At 65.3% G+C, this 17,625-nt stretch carries 19 protein-coding genes, 1 tRNA gene and 1 pseudogene; 18 read left to right on the forward strand and 3 right to left on the reverse strand.

What is annotated here, in order from left to right; all coding sequences use genetic code 11:
- Positions 1 to 10: 10 nt before the first annotated feature.
- Genes GGC65_RS12460 through GGC65_RS12470 form a run of 3 tightly spaced genes read left to right on the forward strand, consistent with a single transcriptional unit; the run spans position 11 to position 2,398 of the window.
- On the forward strand, positions 11 to 970 hold the full coding sequence (locus GGC65_RS12460; RefSeq protein WP_192647455.1) for an acyl-CoA desaturase: 960 nt from the start codon (positions 11 to 13) through the stop codon (positions 968 to 970).
- A complete protein-coding gene (locus GGC65_RS12465) occupies positions 951 to 2,156 on the forward strand; it encodes a M20 metallopeptidase family protein (protein ID WP_192647456.1) in 1,206 nt (401 codons plus the stop codon). Before GGC65_RS12460 ends, GGC65_RS12465 begins: the two co-directional genes overlap by 20 nt.
- Positions 2,153 to 2,398, forward strand: a complete 246-nt coding sequence (locus tag GGC65_RS12470) for a GlsB/YeaQ/YmgE family stress response membrane protein (protein ID WP_192647457.1) — start codon at positions 2,153 to 2,155, stop codon at positions 2,396 to 2,398. The genes GGC65_RS12465 and GGC65_RS12470 overlap by 4 nt, the downstream gene beginning before the upstream one ends.
- On the opposite strand, the gene nadB is transcribed toward GGC65_RS12470, so the two are convergent.
- Positions 2,395 to 3,981 carry an L-aspartate oxidase gene (gene nadB, locus GGC65_RS12475; protein WP_192647458.1) on the reverse strand — a complete coding sequence of 529 codons (1,587 nt, stop codon included), beginning with the start codon at positions 3,979 to 3,981 and terminating at the stop codon, positions 2,395 to 2,397. The two genes, GGC65_RS12470 and nadB, sit on opposite strands and share 4 nt — an antisense overlap.
- A gap of 99 nt (positions 3,982 to 4,080) precedes the next feature.
- A complete protein-coding gene (locus tag GGC65_RS12480) occupies positions 4,081 to 5,004 on the reverse strand; it encodes an ABC transporter ATP-binding protein (protein WP_192647459.1) in 924 nt (307 codons plus the stop codon).
- A 102-nt stretch (positions 5,005 to 5,106) separates the two neighbouring features.
- Here GGC65_RS12480 and GGC65_RS12485 point away from each other — a divergent pair, with 102 nt between their 5' ends.
- From GGC65_RS12485 to GGC65_RS23770, 4 genes and pseudogenes are all read left to right on the forward strand, one after another.
- Complete coding sequence (locus tag GGC65_RS12485) at positions 5,107 to 5,661, forward strand: DUF4402 domain-containing protein (protein ID WP_192647460.1); 555 nt, start codon at positions 5,107 to 5,109, stop codon at positions 5,659 to 5,661.
- Positions 5,662 to 5,799: 138 nt separating this feature from the next.
- A complete protein-coding gene (locus GGC65_RS12490) occupies positions 5,800 to 5,997 on the forward strand; it encodes a zinc-finger domain-containing protein (RefSeq protein ID WP_192647461.1) in 198 nt (65 codons plus the stop codon).
- Between the two features lie 152 nt (positions 5,998 to 6,149).
- Entirely contained in the window at positions 6,150 to 6,647 is a 498-nt protein-coding gene (locus tag GGC65_RS12495; RefSeq protein ID WP_192647462.1) for a DUF4402 domain-containing protein, read from the forward strand.
- Positions 6,648 to 6,689: 42 nt separating this feature from the next.
- A pseudogene (locus GGC65_RS23770) lies at positions 6,690 to 7,325 on the forward strand (TldD/PmbA family protein); the annotation flags it as partial.
- A 376-nt stretch (positions 7,326 to 7,701) separates the two neighbouring features.
- On the opposite strand, the gene GGC65_RS12505 reads toward GGC65_RS23770, so the two are convergent.
- Positions 7,702 to 7,829, reverse strand: a tRNA-OTHER gene (locus GGC65_RS12505).
- Between GGC65_RS12505 and GGC65_RS12510 the strand changes: the two genes are divergently transcribed.
- The 11 genes from GGC65_RS12510 to GGC65_RS12560 all read left to right on the forward strand — a co-directional run bounded on the left by GGC65_RS12510 (position 7,788) and on the right by GGC65_RS12560 (position 17,488).
- Complete coding sequence (locus GGC65_RS12510) at positions 7,788 to 8,132, forward strand: metallopeptidase TldD-related protein (protein WP_192649701.1); 345 nt, start codon at positions 7,788 to 7,790, stop codon at positions 8,130 to 8,132. The two genes, GGC65_RS12505 and GGC65_RS12510, sit on opposite strands and share 42 nt — an antisense overlap.
- A 125-nt stretch (positions 8,133 to 8,257) precedes the next feature.
- The gene (gene lepB / locus GGC65_RS12515) at positions 8,258 to 8,779 is read left to right on the forward strand and encodes a signal peptidase I (RefSeq protein WP_192647463.1); all 522 of its coding nucleotides are present in this window, start codon (positions 8,258 to 8,260) and stop codon (positions 8,777 to 8,779) included.
- Between the two features lie 154 nt (positions 8,780 to 8,933).
- Positions 8,934 to 10,166, forward strand: a complete 1,233-nt coding sequence (locus GGC65_RS12520; RefSeq protein ID WP_192647464.1) for a hypothetical protein — start codon at positions 8,934 to 8,936, stop codon at positions 10,164 to 10,166.
- A gap of 81 nt (positions 10,167 to 10,247) precedes the next feature.
- Entirely contained in the window at positions 10,248 to 10,649 is a 402-nt protein-coding gene (locus tag GGC65_RS12525) for a hypothetical protein (protein ID WP_192647465.1), read from the forward strand.
- Between the two features lie 88 nt (positions 10,650 to 10,737).
- A complete protein-coding gene (locus GGC65_RS12530; protein WP_225940801.1) occupies positions 10,738 to 11,313 on the forward strand; it encodes a DUF924 family protein in 576 nt (191 codons plus the stop codon).
- Between the two features lie 28 nt (positions 11,314 to 11,341).
- Positions 11,342 to 11,905 (forward strand): pyridoxamine 5'-phosphate oxidase family protein, encoded by a 564-nt coding sequence (locus GGC65_RS12535; protein ID WP_192647467.1) that lies wholly within the window; start codon positions 11,342 to 11,344, stop codon positions 11,903 to 11,905.
- On the forward strand, positions 11,905 to 12,135 hold the full coding sequence (locus GGC65_RS12540) for a DUF2007 domain-containing protein (protein WP_192647468.1): 231 nt from the start codon (positions 11,905 to 11,907) through the stop codon (positions 12,133 to 12,135). Before GGC65_RS12535 ends, GGC65_RS12540 begins: the two co-directional genes overlap by 1 nt.
- A gap of 18 nt (positions 12,136 to 12,153) precedes the next feature.
- Positions 12,154 to 12,852, forward strand: a complete 699-nt coding sequence (locus GGC65_RS12545) for an endonuclease/exonuclease/phosphatase family protein (protein ID WP_192647469.1) — start codon at positions 12,154 to 12,156, stop codon at positions 12,850 to 12,852.
- 164 nt (positions 12,853 to 13,016) lie between these two features.
- A complete protein-coding gene (locus GGC65_RS12550) occupies positions 13,017 to 13,355 on the forward strand; it encodes a P-II family nitrogen regulator (RefSeq protein ID WP_192647470.1) in 339 nt (112 codons plus the stop codon).
- 17 nt (positions 13,356 to 13,372) lie between these two features.
- Positions 13,373 to 14,737, forward strand: coding sequence for an ammonium transporter (locus tag GGC65_RS12555; RefSeq protein ID WP_192647471.1), 1,365 nt, complete (start codon positions 13,373 to 13,375; stop codon positions 14,735 to 14,737).
- 315 nt (positions 14,738 to 15,052) lie between these two features.
- A complete protein-coding gene (locus GGC65_RS12560; RefSeq protein ID WP_192647472.1) occupies positions 15,053 to 17,488 on the forward strand; it encodes a TonB-dependent receptor in 2,436 nt (811 codons plus the stop codon).
- The last annotated feature ends 137 nt before the right edge of the window (positions 17,489 to 17,625 follow it).

The following is a 17,625-nucleotide window of genomic DNA, read 5'->3' on the forward strand; positions in this document are numbered from 1 at the left end:
GAGTTGGGCGATGCGAAGCGATGATGATCCCCATGCCGTCAATTTCCTGGTCGACGAGGCGGGGCCCGATCCGCGCATCGGGCAGGTCCGCGCCGATGCGCCCAGTATCGTCTGGAACGGCGGCATGGCGGCGACTGCGCTGCTCGCGGGCCCCTTCTTCGCCACCCCCTCCGCGATCCTGCTCTTTTTCGTCGCCACCGGCGCCGCGCTGCTGCTCGGCCACAGCGTCGGCTATCACCGCATGATGATCCACGGCAGCTTTGCCGCGCCGCACTGGCTGGCCCGCACGCTCGTCTGGTTTGGCGCCTTCGTCGGCATGGCGGGGCCCTATGGCATCATCCGTGCGCACGACACACGCGACTGGGCGCAGCGACAGGCCGATTGCCACCCTTTCCTCGCGCACAGGACGCACATCCTCCGCGACGCGTGGTGGCAAATCTATTGCCGGCTCGACCTCGACCACCCGCCGCGCTTCGATTTCGCCGAACTCGACCGCGACCCCTTCTATCGTTGGCTTGAAGCGACCTGGCGCTGGCAACAACTCCCCGTCGCGCTGCTTTTCTTCGCGATCGGTGGCTGGGGCTGGGTCGTCTGGGGCGTCGCGGCACGCGTGGCCATCGCGAATCACGGCCATTGGCTGGTCGGTCATCTCGCGCACAATCGCGGGCCCCAACACTGGACCATCAACGCGCACGGCGTACAGGCCTTCGACGTCCCTTGGGCGGCGATCCCAACGATGGGCGAGGCGTGGCATAACAATCACCACGCCTATCCCGGCTCTGCGCGGATCGGCCTCCATCCCGGCCAAAGCGACTGGGGATATGCCTTCATCCGCCTGTGCGAGCGGCTCAATTTGATGTGGGAGGTACGGACGCCCGATACGATGGGCACACGTCCCGGGCTTTCCAAGGTGGCTCGACAGGAGCGGGACATCGCGGCACATTCGCGGCATGGAAACGCAATCACATAGCTGGCCCGTCGAGGCCGAAACACTCCTCGACGACCTCGTCGACCTCCGCCGCGCCATCCACCGCGAGCCCGAACTGGGCCTGCAGAACCCGAAGACGCTCGCGAAGATCAAGGACGCGCTTGCCGGCCTCCCGCTCGAATTTCGCGAAGGGCCCTCGACCACCGGGCTGATCGCGATCCTGCGCGGTCCAGCGAACGGCCGCACGGTGCTACTGCGCGGCGACATGGATGCGCTGCCCTTGCTTGAGGAGACCGGGCTCGATTTTACCTCCGAGATCAGCGGCGCGATGCACGCCTGCGGGCACGATACGCATGTCGCGATGCTCGTCGGCGCGGCGAAACTGCTCTGCGCCGCGCGCGACCGCCTGCCCGGCACCGTGATGTTCATGTTCCAGCCGGGCGAGGAAGGCCATCATGGCGCGCGCTTCATGCTCGACGACGGGATCATCGATCCGTTGCCCGACGCCGCCTTCGCGCTCCACATCATGCCCAACGCGCCGCACGGCATCTTTGCCGGGCGTGCTGGCCCGCTGCTTGCTTCGTCCGATGTGCTGAACATTACCGTCAAGGGCGCCGGAGGACACGCGTCCATGCCGCAAGACGCCATCGACCCGATCCCGGTCGCCTGTGCGATCGTCACCGCGATCCAGACGATGGTCACGCGCCGCATCTCGGTCTTCGACCCCGCGGTCGTGACCATCGCAAAAATCGCCGCGGGAACGACGAACAATATCATCCCCGAGACCGCAGAGATGCAGGGCACGATCCGCACCCTGTCGCCCGAACGCCGCGCAATGGTCGCGCGCGAGTTGAAGCGTCTCGCCCCCGCGATCGCCGAGGCGCATGGCTGCACCGCCGAGGTCGAGATTGTCGAGGGCTTCCCCGTCACCGTCTGCGACGCGCGCGCCGTGACGTTCGGCCAGTCGGTCGTCGAAGAGACGTTCGGCGAGGAAGCCTGGCTCACGATGGACAATCCGGTGATGGGCGCCGAGGATTTCTCCTACGTCCTCGAAAAAGTCCCCGGCGCGATGTTCTGGCTCGGCGCGAGCGAGGCGGGCAGCGACTGGCGCCAGTGCTGCGGGCTCCACTCGAACCATATGGTGCTCGACGAGAGCGTGATGGCGCGCGGCGCCGCCTTGCACGCCGCACTCGCCGAACGCTTCCTCAACGAAGGATTCAACGCATGATCAACATCATCGGCGCGATCATCTCGGGGCTGGTCATCGGCGCGCTCGCGCGCTTCTTCTATCCCGGCGCCGTCCACATGGGGTGGATCGCGACGATCCTGCTCGGCATCGGCGGCTCGCTCCTCGCCGGCCTCGCAACCTCGCGCGGCCGCGGCGACTTCAGCCGCGCCGGCTGCCTCGCCTCGGTGATCGGCGCGATCGTGCTGATCTTTGTCGGACGGCTGCTCGGCGTCGGCGGTTAGGGTACCAGCACCGTATCGACTGCCTGCGGCAGCATGTCGGGATAATCGAGCGTATAGTGCAGCCCGCGGCTTTCCTTGCGGTGGAGCGCGCTGCGCACGATCAGTTCGGCGCATTGCAGCAGGTTGCGCAGCTCGATCAGGTCGGTGGTGACGCGGAAGTGGCCGTAATAATCCTCGACCTCGCCCGTCATCATCTTGATCCGGTGCTGAGCGCGCTCCAGCCGCTTCGTCGTGCGCACGATGCCGACATAATTCCACATGAAGCGGCGGATCTCGGTCCAGTTCTGCTTGATCACGACCTCTTCGTCCGAATCGGTCACGCGGCTTGCGTCCCACGGGCGGATCGCGGGCGGCACATCGAGCTGGTCCCAGCAGTGGATGATATGCTTCGCCGCCGCTTCGCCGAACACGAAACATTCGAGCAAGCTGTTCGACGCGAGGCGATTGGCACCGTGCAGCCCGCTCTCGGTGCACTCGCCCGCCGCATATAGTCCGGGGAGGTCGGTGCGGCCGTCGAGGTCGATCAGCACGCCGCCGCATGTATAATGCTGCGCGGGCACCACCGGGATCGGCTGCTTCGTCATGTCGATGCCGAGCGTCAGCAGCTTTTCATAAATGTTCGGGAAATGCCCCGCGACGAAATCGGGGTCGAGATGGCTGATGTCGAGATGGACATAGTCGAGCCCCGAGCGCTTGATCTGGTCGTCGTTGGCGCGCGCGACGACATCGCGCGGCGCGAGTTCGGCGCGCGCGTCATAATCGGGCATATAGCGATGCCCGGTGACGGGGTGCTTCAACAGGCCGCCCTCGCCGCGCACCGCCTCGGTAATCAGGAAATTCTTGACGTCGAGATTATAGAGGCAGGTCGGGTGGAACTGCATCATTTCCATGTTCGAGACGCGGCAGCCCGCGCGCCACGCCATCGCGATGCCATCGCCGGTCGCGCCGCGCGGCGCGGTCGAGAATTGATACACGCGCCCCGCCCCGCCGCTTGCTAGGATCGTCGCGCGGCCGACATGCGCGTGGACCTTGCCGCTCTTCTCGTCGAGCGCATAGACGCCCCAGACGCGGCCCGAGCCCGAATAGCGCTCCTCGTGCCGCCCGGTGATGAGGTCGATGCACGCCTGCCCCGGCAGCAGCGTGATGTTCGGATGCGCCTCCGCGGTCTTTAGCAGCGCCGCCTGCACCGCCCAGCCTGTCGCGTCGTCGACATGGACGATGCGGCGGTGCGAATGCCCGCCCTCGCGCGTCAGGTGCAGCGCCTCGGCATCCTTGTTGAACGGCACGCCCATTTCGACGAGCCGTTCGATCGCGTGCGGGGCGTTCTCGACGACGAACTCGACCGTTTCGCGGCGGTTGAGACCGCCGCCCGCGACCATCGTATCCTCGATATGATTTTCGAACGTGTCGCCCGCATCGAGCACCGCCGCTATCCCGCCCTGCGCCCATGCGGTCGACCCGCCGGTCAGCTCGCCCTTCGCGAGCACGAGTACACGGCAATGATCGGCGAGCGCGATCGCGGCGGTCAGCCCGGCAGCGCCCGAGCCGACGATGATGACGTCGTGGGGGATGGAATCCGCCATTAATTTCCCGTTCGTGTCGAGCGAAGTCGAGACGCCCCGAAGGGCATCACCACGCCGATGGGCATCTCGACTTCGCTCGATGCGAACGAGGAAGAGAGGCTAGCCATTCGCCGCGCGCGTCAGGTTGAGGAACACATCTTCGAGGTCGGCCTCGCGCGTCGACACGTCGACGATGCCATGCCCCATCGCATTGACCGCCGCGAGCACCTCGCCCGCGTTCATCCGGTCCTTGTTATAGCTGATGGCCAGCCCGCGCTCACCCTCGCGCTCGACCTTCTCGAACGCCGGGTGCGTCGGCAGCGTCGTCACATCGGCGTCGAGCGTCACGACGACGATCTTCTCGCGCGCCATGTCGACCAGCTCGCGCGTCGGCTTGTTCGCGATCAGCTTGCCATGGTTGATGATCGCGATCCGGTCGCACAGCTCCTCGGCCTCTTCCAGATAATGCGTCGTCAGCACGACGGTGACGCCGCGATCGTTGAGGCTCTGCACATATTCCCAGAGCTGCTGGCGCAGTTCGATGTCGACCCCGGCGGTCGGCTCGTCGAGCACGATGATCGGCGGCGAATGGACCATCGCCTTCGCCACGAGCAGGCGGCGCTTCATGCCCCCCGACAAGGTACGCGCATAGGCATCGCGCTTGTCCGACAGATGGACCGCGGCAAGCAGGTCGTCCGAAATGCGCTGGCCCTTCGGCACCCCGTACAACCCCGCCTGATTCTCCAGCGTCTCATACGGCGTGAAAAAGGGATCGAAGACGATTTCCTGCGGCACGATGCCGATCGAATATTTGGCGTTGCGCGGATCGGCGTCGATGTCGAAGCCCCAGATGCTCGCATGCCCGCTCGTCTTGTTGACCAGCCCCGCGAGGATATTGATCAGCGTCGACTTGCCCGCACCGTTCGGCCCGAGCAGCCCGAAGATCTGGCCGCGCGGCACGTCGAAACTGACATTGTCGAGCGCCTGCTTGCCGCCGGCATAGAGTTTGGAGACGGCGTCGATGCGGATGGCGGCTTCACTCATGGCCGCCTCCATAGCCGCGCGCCTTGCCATGCGAAAGCCCGCTAATTTTCCGTCATCGCGGCGTTAACGCTAAATTGGAAACTCGCCGCTAGGACGGCGGATGTGAGGACCAGCCACATCATTTGCCCGCTGCGCAAGCAGTGCGGCCTAGCCGCCTTTGCGCTTTTGCTTCTGCCCGCCGCCCCGGCGCTGGCGCAGAATGGCGCGCAGGGCGAAGCCGAAGCCATCGTGCTTCGCCCGCTTTCCTTCTTTAAGGTCAACGACCTCGATTTCGGCAGCATCATCGCGTCGGGAACCGCGGGCACGGTGCGCCTTGCCCCCGACGGCACGCGCACCCGCACCGGCGGGGTGACGCTTGCGGGCAACGGCGGCGAGCCCGCGCGCTTTGCCGGACTCGGAACGCCGAATCGCCAGGTCAATATCTCGCTCGGATCGAACACGATCTGGATAACCGGGCCGGGCGTGCGGATGCGCGTGCGCGATTTCGAGATCGGCAGCACGCCGACCGCGATCCTGTCGACGACGCCGACGCGCTTCTCCATCGCCAGCGCGCTCGGCAATTACAACTTTCCCGTTGGCGGGACGCTCGAGGTCGGGGCGAACCAGGCGCCGGGCGATTACAGCGGCACGTTCACGATCACGCTCAACTATCTTTAGGCCTTCTGTGGGGGAAGGACGGCACCGGGGGACCACTTGCACCCCGAAAGGGTGCCTGCGCCGGTGCCGTCAAAGCCCCCAATCGGAACGCGCAGACATGATTGCGGGCGCCCGCCGCGCTTGCTATGGGCGCGGTCGATGACCCAGCCCGCACCCGAAACCATCCGCACGCCCAAGACCCGCATCGCCTGCGACGGCACCGGCGACGGCCTCGCCAACGCGGCGCTCGGCCACCCGCGCGTGTGGCTCGAAATCGACACCGACGAAGGCTTCGCCGACTGCGGCTATTGCGACCGGCGCTTCATCCTGATCGGCGGCGTTGCCGACCACGCATAAGCCGGCCGCCGGAAGTAAACGGCCGCTTTACCAACCCTATGCATGAGTGATGAAGGTCCCGCTGGCATAAGATGTGCCAGACAGGAGCAGAATCTGTGGGGATTCAAGGGACCAGACACTGTCGGGGGGCTGCTCGCGCCCTGACCATCGCCGTGGCATCGGCAAGCGCGGCGCTATGCGCGCCGGCCTATGCCGCCGACATGGGCGGCACGGTCAATGCGGCGGTCGTCCGCCCGAACACGCTGATCAAAACCGACGACCTCGATTTCGGCACCCTGATCAGCGGGCCGACCGGCGGCACCGTCACAATCAATCCCGTCACCAATGCACGCACGACCAGCGGCGGCGTGACTCCGGTCGGCTCGGCGGCGCAGCGCGCGGTGTTCCAAGGCACCGGCGGCATCCTGCTGATCACCGTGTCGGGCAGCACCTCGGTCACGCTCACGCGCGCGGGCGGCGGTGCCGCGCCGATGACCGCGAGTCTCGTCCGCGCCGCGAGCACCAGTGGCGGCGGCATCGCGCTGCTCGGCGGAACCTTGCTGCCGAGCGGCGTCCAAACCTATTATATCGGCGGCACGCTCACCGTCCCCGCCAACCAGCCCGAGGGCGACTACAGCGGCACCTTCACGCTCACCGTCAATTATCTCTGACGAATCTTTGCGGTCGGCGGGCGCCGTGCCTATATCAGCTCCATGACAAGCCCGACCGATCCCCGCCGCTTCCTCTATCGCGCCGACGCGCTCGACCCCGATCTGGCGCAGGCGCTCGCGCGCGAAGCGCTCGCCAAGGCCGACGACGGCGAGCTTTACCTGCAATATCGCGCGACCGAGAGCTTCGGCTTCGACGACGGGCGGCTCAAGACCGCCGATTATTCAACCGACGCCGGTTTCGGCCTCCGCGCCGTGTCGGGCGAGATGACGGGCTTTGCCCACGCGAGCGACATCAGCGCCGGCGCGATCCGCCGCGCCGCCGAGACACTCGCGCTGCTCGATCCGTCAAATCAGGCGCATGCCGCGCCGCCGCCGCGCACCAACCGCCACCTCTATGACGAGGCGAACCCGCTCGACCTCATTCCCTTCGCGAAGAAGGTCGCGCTCTGCCAGGAAATCGACGCCGCGGCGCGCGCGCGCGATCCGCGCATCGTCCAAGTATCGGTCGCGCTCGCGGGCAGCTGGTCGGTCGTCGAAATCGTCCGCGCTGACGGTTTCCTCGCGACCGACATCCGCCCGCTCGTCCGCCTCAACGTGTCGATCGTGGTCGAGGAGAACGGCCGCCGCGAAACCGGCTATTTCGGCCTCGGCGGGCGTTACATGTACGATCATCTCTTCGAACCCGCGCAGTGGAACCGCGCGATCGACGAGGCGCTGGCCCAGGCGCTCGTCAACCTCCGCGCGGTCGACGCCCCTGCGGGCGAGTTCACCGTATTGCTCGGCCCCGGCTGGCCCGGCGTGCTGCTCCACGAAGCCGTCGGCCACGGCCTCGAGGGCGATTTCAACCGCAAGGGCACCAGCGCCTTTTCAGGCCGCATCGGCGAACGCGTCGCCGCGCCCGGCGTGACGGTGGTCGACGACGGCGCGATGGAGAGCCCCGTCGGCGGCGGCCGCCGCGGCTCGCTCAGCATCGACGATGAGGGCACGCCGACCGGCGAAACCGTGCTGATCGAGGACGGTATCCTCAAAGGCTATATGCAGGACCGCCTGAACGCGCGGCTGATGGGGGTCGAACCCACGGGCAACGGCCGGCGCGAGAGTTTTGCGCACGCGCCGATGCCGCGCATGACCAACACCTTCATGAAGGGCGGCAACGACGATCCCGCCGAACTGCTCAGCCGCGTGAAGAACGGCATCTTCGCCAAGAGCTTCGGCGGCGGACAGGTCGACATCGTGTCGGGCAAGTTCGTCTTCAGCTGCACCGAGGCGTACAAGATCGAGAATGGCAAGCTTGGCGACTCGATCAAGGGCGCGACCCTGATCGGCGACGGGCCGAGCGTGCTGACCAAGGTCACCGGCATCGGCAACGACATGGCGATCGACGAGGGCATCGGCATCTGCGGCAAGGGCGGCCAGAGCGTCCCCGCGGGCGTCGGCCAGCCGACCCTGCTCGTCAACGGACTGACGGTGGGCGGGACGGCGTGACCCCCGCAAAGGGCAACATCCCGGTCCGGATGTTGCCGCTGGGCCTGGCGGCCGCGCTGTTGAGTGGTGGTTTGGCGGCGGACGAACGGCCCGCCGACGCCGGCGCCGGGCTGCGGGAATTTCGCATGCCCAGCCGGTCCATGGAGCCCGCGCTACGCAGCGGCGAGCAGTTGACCGCGCGCACGAGGGGCTTTTCGCCGATCGCGCGCGGGTCCATCTATCTGATCCGAAAGCAAGGCGAAGTCCGTGCCTTGCGTGTCATCGGCCTGCCGGGAGACAGGGTCGCGATCACCGGCGGCGGCGTTTTCCTGAACGGCCGCGCGGCCTCTTATTCCGATCCCGATCCAGCAGGACTCGCGGGCCACTGCGTAAAGGGCGCCCCTCTGTTTCGGCGCGAGCATCTACCTGACGGCGAAACGCATGTCGTCATGGCCTGTGACTATCGCTTCGGCCCCGACATGCCCGCCATCGTCGTACCGGCGGGCCAATATTTCCTGCTCGGCGACAATCGCAGCAACGCCGCCGACAGCCGCTTTCCCGAGACCGATTCCGGTGTGGGGCTGGTGCCCGAAGCCGATTTCATCGGCAAGGCGGAGCGCATTTCCGTCAGCGCCGACGCGGCGCGGATCGGCAAGGAAATCGACTGAGCCGCGCCGGACCACCGCGCCGCGACATATGCATTGCACGACTGTGATCGCCCTCACTTGGCGTTCGCCCCTCCCGCGCATATAGCTCTCTCCAACAAAAGAAGAATCGGGTCGCATCATCCGCGGGGGCTCTCCCTGCAACAGGGAGGGTAATATGCGTTCGAGTCTGCGTTTCGTTTCCGTGGCCACCATTGCCGCGATCCTCGCCGCCGTCCCCGGTTCGGCGCAAAAGACCACCGGCCCCAAGGAACGCTACGAGATGGACGTCGCGACGATGTCCGGCTTCGCCGCGATGGCGGGCGGCGGCAAGGGCGGTCTCGGCGGCGCGATGGGGATGATGTTCGGCGGCGACCCGTCGAGCAAGGTCGCGCACCAGCTCCTGCTTCGCCTCGGATCGAACGACGCCGCCACCGCGCCGCCGCCGAAGGGCGATCATTTCTTCCTGCCGCAGGCCAAGATGGGCAAATCGGTCCCGCTGTTCTGGGAGGAAGGCAAGGAAACGCCCGGAACGGAAACCTTCGAGCGCCCGAAGGGCCGCCTGCTCCTCTATTGGGGATGCGGCGCGAAGGCAGGCCCCGGGCAGCCGGTGATCATCGATTTCGCAAAGGTCGCCGCGGGCCAGATCCCGCCGAACCTTTTCTCGAGCGCGGTCCCGGTGATCCGCGAAGTGAGCAAGGCAAACAGCCGCTCCTATATCGACTGGCCGAACAAGAAGGGCGGCCGGCAGCCCGGATCGGGATCTTCGCTGCTCGGCGCGCACCGCATCGCGAGCAATATCGGCCCCGACATCAATTTCACCCTCGCGCAGGATTATATGCAGGGCATCAGCGCCTCGACCGCGATCCAGGGCGACCAATCGGTGATGGTCCGCTGGAATGCCGTGCCGAACGCGACCGGCTATGTCGCCTGGACGATCGGCGGCATGGGCAATGGCAGCGGCAAGAATGACGTCGGCGACATCGTCTGGTGGACGAGCAGCGCGTCGAAGGAATTCGGCGGCGGCCTCTGGGACTGGTTGCCACCCTCTGTCGTCGCGAACCTGATCACCAAGAAGATCGTGATGCCGCCGAGCCAAACGAGCTGCCAGATACCCGCCGAGGTCAAGAAGGCGTCGGGCGAGATGCTGATGGGCAACCTCAATGCCTTCGGGCCCGAGGCGAATTTCTCCTATCCACCCAAGCCCGCGGGCAATGCGGTGTGGAACATCGACTGGACCGCGAAGGTGCGCTTCCGTTCGCACACGATGTTGCTGGTAGGCGCCGATTTCGGCGGCCTAAGCGGATCGGGGGGCGGGTCGAGCACCGGCGGCAGTACGCCGGCCGAACCGGCGAAGAAAAAGAAGTGCAAAGGCCCGCTCGGCATCCCGCTCCCCGACGGGGCGTGCTGAAACCGCGGCGAGTCAGCCTCTGTTCACGCGCAGCACTCTAAGGGAAGCGCCGGGTAGGGTATGAAAGACAGGAGTCGAACCATGCGTCACCTCATCCCGGCGCTTCTCGCCGCCGCCGCGATCGCGGCCGCCCCCGCCGCCACCGCGCGCGAAAAGCTCGCGCCCGAAGACCAGCTTGCGAAGCTGCTCGAAGGCCGCGTCGCGGGCGAGCCGCAGGATTGCATCTCGCTTTCGACCGCGCGCAGCTCGCAAATCATCGAGAAAACCGCGATCGTCTACAAGGTCGGCAGCACCTATTGGGTCAACCGGCCGAAAGGCGGCGCCGAATCGCTCGACGATGACGATATCCTCGTCACCAAGACGACCGGCAGCCAGCTGTGCAGCATCGACCCCGTCGAACTGCGCGACCGCACCAGCCATATGTATGCGGGCTTCGTATCGCTCGGCAAATTCGTGCCGTACAAGCGCGTCAAGGGCGAATAGCCTCGTTCGTCATTGCGACCCCGGCGAAAGCCGGGGGAGCAATCCAGGGGTTGCGTAAACCGCGCTGTATTGCTTCGCTATGCCCGCAATGACGAATGACTCCGAAACGCCCGCCCCGCCACCCGCCGACTGGGCCCGGCAACTCCTCGCCTTCTGGTTCGACGCGCACGGCATGGACGATTGGTACGGCGGCGGCGCCGAATTCGACGACGCCGTCCGCAATCTGGCCGAGGGCTGGCACGAAGCCTTGCGATCCCAGCCCGCCGAAAGCTTCCTGACCGATCCCGACACCGCGCTCGCGGCGACGATCCTGTTCGATCAGGTGCCGCGCAACATCTATCGCGGCCACGCCGACGCCTTTGCGACCGACGATCTCGCACGCGCGATCGCGCACGCTATCGTCGCGCGCGGCTGGCACGAAAACTGGCCCGACGAGCGGCGCCAATTCGCCTGCCTGCCCTTCCAGCACAGCGAGAATATGGACGATCAGCGCGAATCGCTGCGTCTCTTCGCGCAGTTCGACGATCCGATGTTCCAGGATTATGCGCAAAAGCATTTCGACGTCGTCGACCGCTTCGGCCGCTTCCCGCATCGCAACGAAGCACTCGGCCGCACCACCCGCGCCGACGAGGAAGCCGCGATAGAAGAGGGCAAGAATTGGTGATAGGGCGGTCACAAGACGGAGAACAGCCATGGCCGAATTCACCGACACGCTGACCGACAAGCATATCGCCTTCATCGAGAAGCAGCCGGTCTATTTCACCGCGACCGCCGCCGCCGATGCGCGCATCAACCTGTCGCCCAAAGGCTATGCCGACAGCTTCAAAGTGCTTTCGGACGCCCAGGTCGCCTATCTCGACCTCGGCGGATCGGGCAACGAGACCCACGCGCATCTTGCCGCCGATGGCCGCATCACGATCATGTTCTGCGCCTTCGACCGCACCGCTTTGATCCTGCGCATCTATGGCCGCGGTCGCCCGGTGTTGCCGCAGGACGCCGAGTGGGACGCGCTCGCCGCGAATTTCACCCTGATTCCCGGCACGCGCCAGATCTTCGTCATCGATATCGACAGCGTCCAGACAAGCTGCGGCTGGGGCGTGCCGATGATGGAATTGAGCCAAGAGCGCGACACGCTGCAAAAATATCACCGCCAGGCCGACCGCACGCTGTGGGTCGAAAAATTCAAGGAGCGCACGAAAAGCATCGACGGCCTGCCGACGCGTCCGACCGACCGTTTCATTACGGGCGACGCCTGATGCCCTTGGTCGAGCTGGTACGCCTGCCCAATGGCGCCGAGGCCGAGTTGCTGCGCGGCCGGCTCGAAAGCGCGGGCGTCCATGCCGTCTGCTTCGACGCAGGCATGAACATCGCCGAAAGCGTCGGCTTGCTCATCCCCGTGCGCGTGATGGTGCTCGACGAAGACCTCGACGAAGCGCAAGCGCTGATCGCCGAATTTGAGGCCGGCGGGAACGGAAGCGCCGCCTGAGCGCTTGAAAAACACGTCATGATCAAGGTCGCCAGTTATAATATGCGCAAAGGCATCGGGCTCGACCGGCGCCGCGACCCCGGCCGCGTGCTGTCGGTGCTCGGCGAACTCGACGCCGATATCGTCGCGCTGCAGGAGGCCGACCGCCGCTTCGGCACGCGCGCCAGCGCGATACCGCCGCATATGTTCGACGAGCATAGCGACTATGTCCCCGTCGACCTCTTGAGCGGCCGCCCCTATGCGATCGGCTGGCACGGCAACGCGCTGCTCGTGCGCAAGGGGATCGAGGTCGAAGAAAGCCACGCGCTCCACCTGCCGACGCTCGAACCGCGCGGCGCCGTTGCCGCGACGCTGCGCATCGGGGACACGCGGCTGCGTGTCGTCGGCATGCATCTCGACATTTCGGGGCTGCGCCGCCGCCAGCAGGCGCGCGCGATCCTCCACCATGTTGCCGAGGGCGAGGCCTTGCCGACGATCCTGATGGGCGACTGCAACGAGTGGCGCAACCGCGGCGGCTGCCTCGCCGATTTCGGCGAGCGCCACCACATGGTCGACACCGGGCACAGCTTTCACAGCCGCCGCCCCGTCGCCAAGCTCGACCGTATCTTTGCCACGCCCGATCTCGAAGCGGTCGAGGCCGGGGTGCACCAGAGCGCGCTTGCCGCGCGCGCATCGGACCATTTGCCAATCTGGGCGCGATTTAAAGCCGCCGACTGAACTGCCTAAAATTTAGGCAAGGCACTGCCTTTCCTGCCCATCGAACGACCGATTGTTCGCTGCATCGGCTCCAGACCGTCACAAAATGTTAACTTTCGCGCCGCCCGCGCAATCTGGCACAGCTGTTGCAGTGCAACATGGTGCCATTAGCAAAAGGGGGCGTCATGAAGCTGATCTTGGCCATCATCAAACCATTCAAGCTCGACGAGGTGCGCGAAGCGCTCACCGGCCTGGGCATCGCCGGCATGACCGTGACCGAGGTCAAGGGCTTCGGCCGGCAAAAGGGGCAGACCGAAATCTACCGCGGCGCCGAATATGCCACCAACATGGTGCCGAAGGTGAAGATCGAGCTCGTCTGCGACGATGCGCTCGCCGCAAGGGCGGTCGAAACGCTACAGCAGACGGCCGGCACCGGATCGATCGGCGACGGCAAGATTTTCGTCCTCGACGTCGGTCAGGCCGTGCGCATCCGCACCGGCGAGACCGGCGAGGCGGCACTGTAATGATAAAGGGGGAAGCAATGAACTTCGCAAACAAGATTGCGGCGGGAGCCGGGGCCGCGGGCCTCGCACTCTTCGCCGCACTGCCCGTTTGGGCGCAGGAAGCGGCACCCGCCGTCGCCGAAGCCGCCACGCCGACGCCCGACAAGGGTGACACCGCCTGGATGATGATCTCGACCGTGCTCGTCATGGCGATGATCGTCCCGGGCCTCGCGCTGTTCTACGGCGGCCTCGTCCGCACCAAGAATATGGCGTCGGTGCTGACCCAGATCCTCGCCGTCGCAGCGCTTGCGATGATCATGTGGGTGATGTTCGGCTACAGCCTTGCCTTCGGCGGCGATGCCAACCAGTTCATCTCGTCGGGCAAGGCCTTCCTCGCCGGCGTCACCGCCGATTCGACCGTCGCGACCTTCACCGACGGCGTCGTGATCCCCGAATTTGTGTTCATCGCCTTCCAGATGACCTTCTCGGCAATCACTGTCGCGCTGGTCCTCGGCGGCCTCGTCGAGCGCATGAAATTCTCGGCGGTCATGGTCTTCGCCATCGTCTGGCTGACCATCGTCTATTACCCGATCGCACATATGGTCTGGTATCTTGGCGGCACCGACGAAGCGACCGGCCTGATCTTCGGCTGGGGCGCGCTCGATTTCGCGGGCGGCACCGTCGTCCACATCAACGCGGGTATCGCCGCGCTCGTCGGCTGCCTCATTATCGGCAAGCGTTCGGGCTACCAGAAGGACATCATGGCGCCGCACTCGCTGACCATGACCCTGATCGGCACCGGTTTGCTGTGGGTGGGCTGGTTCGGCTTCAACGCCGGCTCGGCGCTCGAAGCCAATGGCTCGGCCGGTCTCGCGCTGATCAACACCTTCACCGCGACCGCCGCCGGCGTCCTCTTCTGGATGCTCACCGAACGCGTCCTCGGCCACAAGGGCTCGCTGCTCGGCGCTTGTTCGGGTGCGATCGCCGGCCTCGTCGCCGTGACCCCCGCTGCGGGCAATTCGGGTCCGTTCGGCGCGATCCTGCTTGGCGCGATCGCCGGTATCGTCTGCTGCTGGTTCGTGATGAAGCTGAAAGCGAAACTCGGCTTCGACGACTCGCTCGACGTGTTCGGTATCCACGGCATCGGCGGCCTGATCGGCTCGATCCTCACCGCGGTCACCATGCTGCCCGCGCTCGGCGGTCCGGGTGCCGACGATTATGATCTGGCTGGCCAGCTCGTCATCCAGATCAAGTCGGTCGGCGTCGCCGTCATCTGGTCGGCGGTCGGGTCCGCCATCGCCTTCTACATCGCCAAGGCCGTCACCGGCGGGCGCGTCTCCGAAGAGGTGGAGCGCGAAGGCCTCGACCTCGGCGAGCATGGGGAGCGCGCCTACAACTATTGATCGACGAGACAGGATACCCGCCACCGTACGCTCTCTCTCCTTTCAAAACGGCGGCGGCGGGATCCTACCGAGGTTCCTCCTGCGAACCACTGGCCGGGGCTTGTCCCCGGCCTTTTTTTCCGATTGTGGCCGGGACGGCCGCGGGCCCGGGGCTTGTCCCCGGCCTTTTTTTGCCCGTCGTATCGACTGTGGCCGCGGCGCAACATCTCGCGGTAATTTTGTTGCGCGCGATTCGAGCTCCATTGCGAATTGATGACAAGAGGCGCACCATCCTGTCCGGACCAGCAAAGATTGGCCATCAGGAGGAGGATTAAAATGAATGCACGAGCTTCCATGCTCGCGGGCTTGTCGTGCCTTGCGCTCGCAAGCACCCCGGCAGTGGCGCAGGATGCGCCCGAAAACAGCTATGATGGCAACGAGATTATCGTCACCGCGACCAAGCGCGACGCGAGCCTTCAGGATGTTCCCTTCTCGATCAATGCGCAGACCGAACGCGCGATCGAGCGCGCCAACGCGAGCACGGTCGAGGATCTTTCGCGTAATGTTGCGGGCCTGACCGTCCAGAATCTCGGGCCCGGCCAAAGCCAAGTGTCGGTGCGCGGCGTTTCGGCAGGCCAGATCGCCCGCGACCAGCCCGGCGTGAAGGAACAGGTCGGCGTCTATCTCGACGAATCGGTCGTCTCGCTGTCGCTGTTCACCCCCGACCTCGACCTGTTCGATTTGAACCGCGTCGAGACGCTGCGCGGGCCACAGGGGACGCTTTTCGGCTCGGGATCGGTCGGCGGCACGCTCCGCTACATCACCAACCAGCCCAATCTCGATCGCATCGAGGGCAAAGTCGAAGGCAATGTGAACCTTGTCGACGGCGACGATTTCGGCGGCCATCTGAAAGGCGCGATCAACCTGCCACTCAGCCCCAATCTCGCGATGCGCGCGGTCGGCTATTACACGCGCTACGCGGGCTTCATCGACGCGCTCCGCGAAGGCGGCGGGACAAGCGAGGACGTCAACAGCGGCGAACGTTATGGCGGGCGCTTCTCCTTGCTCTGGAAACCCGCCGAAGATCTGTCGATCACCCCGCGCTTCGTCTATCAGAAGGTCAAGACCGACGGCTTCAACCGGCAGGAGGTCTATAACCTCTTTGCCAATGATTTCACGACGACGCGGCCGCGCGTCGTGTTCGACGAACGCCAGCAATATCTGCTGCTCGACGAGGCGTTCGAAGATGAGGTCAAGCTCTTCGACCTCACGATGAACTATGACGGCGACGTGATCGGCGTGACGTCGGTGACGACTTACACAGACCGCGACATCCTCGTCAGCCGCGACGCAAGCGCGCTCACGGGCAGCGTGTCGTCGGACCTTGGCTTTCCCGATGCGGGCATCCTGCTGCCCTCGAACCTCGTCGATACCACGGGGGTCAAACAGTTCACGCAGGAAGTGCGGGTGAACTCGTCGGGCGACGGTCCCTTCCAGTGGCTGATCGGCGGTTACTATGCGAACGTCAAACGCGACTATACCCAGCGCCTGCCGACCCCAGGCTATGACGCCTTCACCAACCAGTTCTTCATCAACGCCTGCAACGCCGATCCCGACGATTGCGGACCGGGGGGCGTGCCGCTCACCGCGGCCGATATCGCCAACGGCTTCGGACCCGATTCGCCGTATAATGCCGACATTCCCTATGATCTCTCGCAGATCGCGATCTTCGGCGAGGTTAGCTACGACTTTACCGATCGCCTCACCGCGACATTGGGCGGACGCTATTATGCGTTCGACGAAAGCCGGCGATTCGTTTCGGGCGGGCTGTTCCCGAATGGCGACAATGCGCGTGACAAGACGTCGTCGACCGGCTTCTCGCCGCGCCTGCTGCTGAGTTACGATGTCGCCGACGGGATCACGCTCAACGCGCAGGCGTCGAAGGGCTTCCGCCTCGGCGGGGTCAACGATCCGCTCAACCTCCCGCTATGCGACGGCGGCAACGCGGGTGGTCCCGATGCCGAGACCTTCGGCGGGCGGCCGCGCTACGACGATGAGACGCTGTGGAACTATGAAGGCGGCGTAAAGGCGCAGTTCGGCGGCATCACCTTCAACGCCGCGGGCTTCTATACGAAGATCAACAATCTGCAGGTCACCGCCGACGCCGGAAGCTGCTCGTCGCGTATCGTCTTCAACGCCGATGCGCACACGATGGGGCTCGAATTCGAGCTGTCGGCCAGCCCGGTCACCGGGCTCGATCTCGGGCTGTCGGGGAGTTATGTCGAGGCCGAGTTCGATTCGACGCTGACCCGCCCGAACGGGACGGTGATCGAGGGGATCCGCAACGGCAACCGTTTGCCCTCGGTTCCGCGGTTCCAGATGGCGGCGAATGCGACCTACAGCTTCCCCATCGATCCGTCGGCGGACACCAATGCGTTTGTCACCGCGTCGTTCCAGCATGTCGGCAGTCGCTACACCCAGCCGGGCGATCAGGAGAACAACCCGCGGACCTTCGTCCACGGCTTCACCTTCGGCGGCGCACCCATCGGCTCGGCGACGACGCTCGACCTCAAGCTGCCCGACTATCAGCTCGTGAACCTCGGCGCGGGGATCGAGTTTCCGAACGAGCTCGAAATCTCGGTTTATGTGAACAATCTGCTCGACGAAAATGCGCTGCTCGCCTTCGACCGCGAACGCGGCGGACGCGCGCGGCTCGGCTTTGCGACGAACCAGCCGCGCACCTTCGGCGTCACCGTTCGCAAGGGCTTCTGAGGATGGAAAACGGGCCGGGACATATACGTTCCGGCCCGTTTTTACGCCCTGAAATGCTGCACAAATTTTGTGCAGCATTGCCGTAATTTTGGCCTTTTCAACATGACATTAATATGGCATTCATTGGGTCAACAGTT

It is taken from the genome of Sphingopyxis sp. OAS728 (assembly GCF_014873485.1).
GTDB lineage: Bacteria > Pseudomonadota > Alphaproteobacteria > Sphingomonadales > Sphingomonadaceae > Sphingopyxis.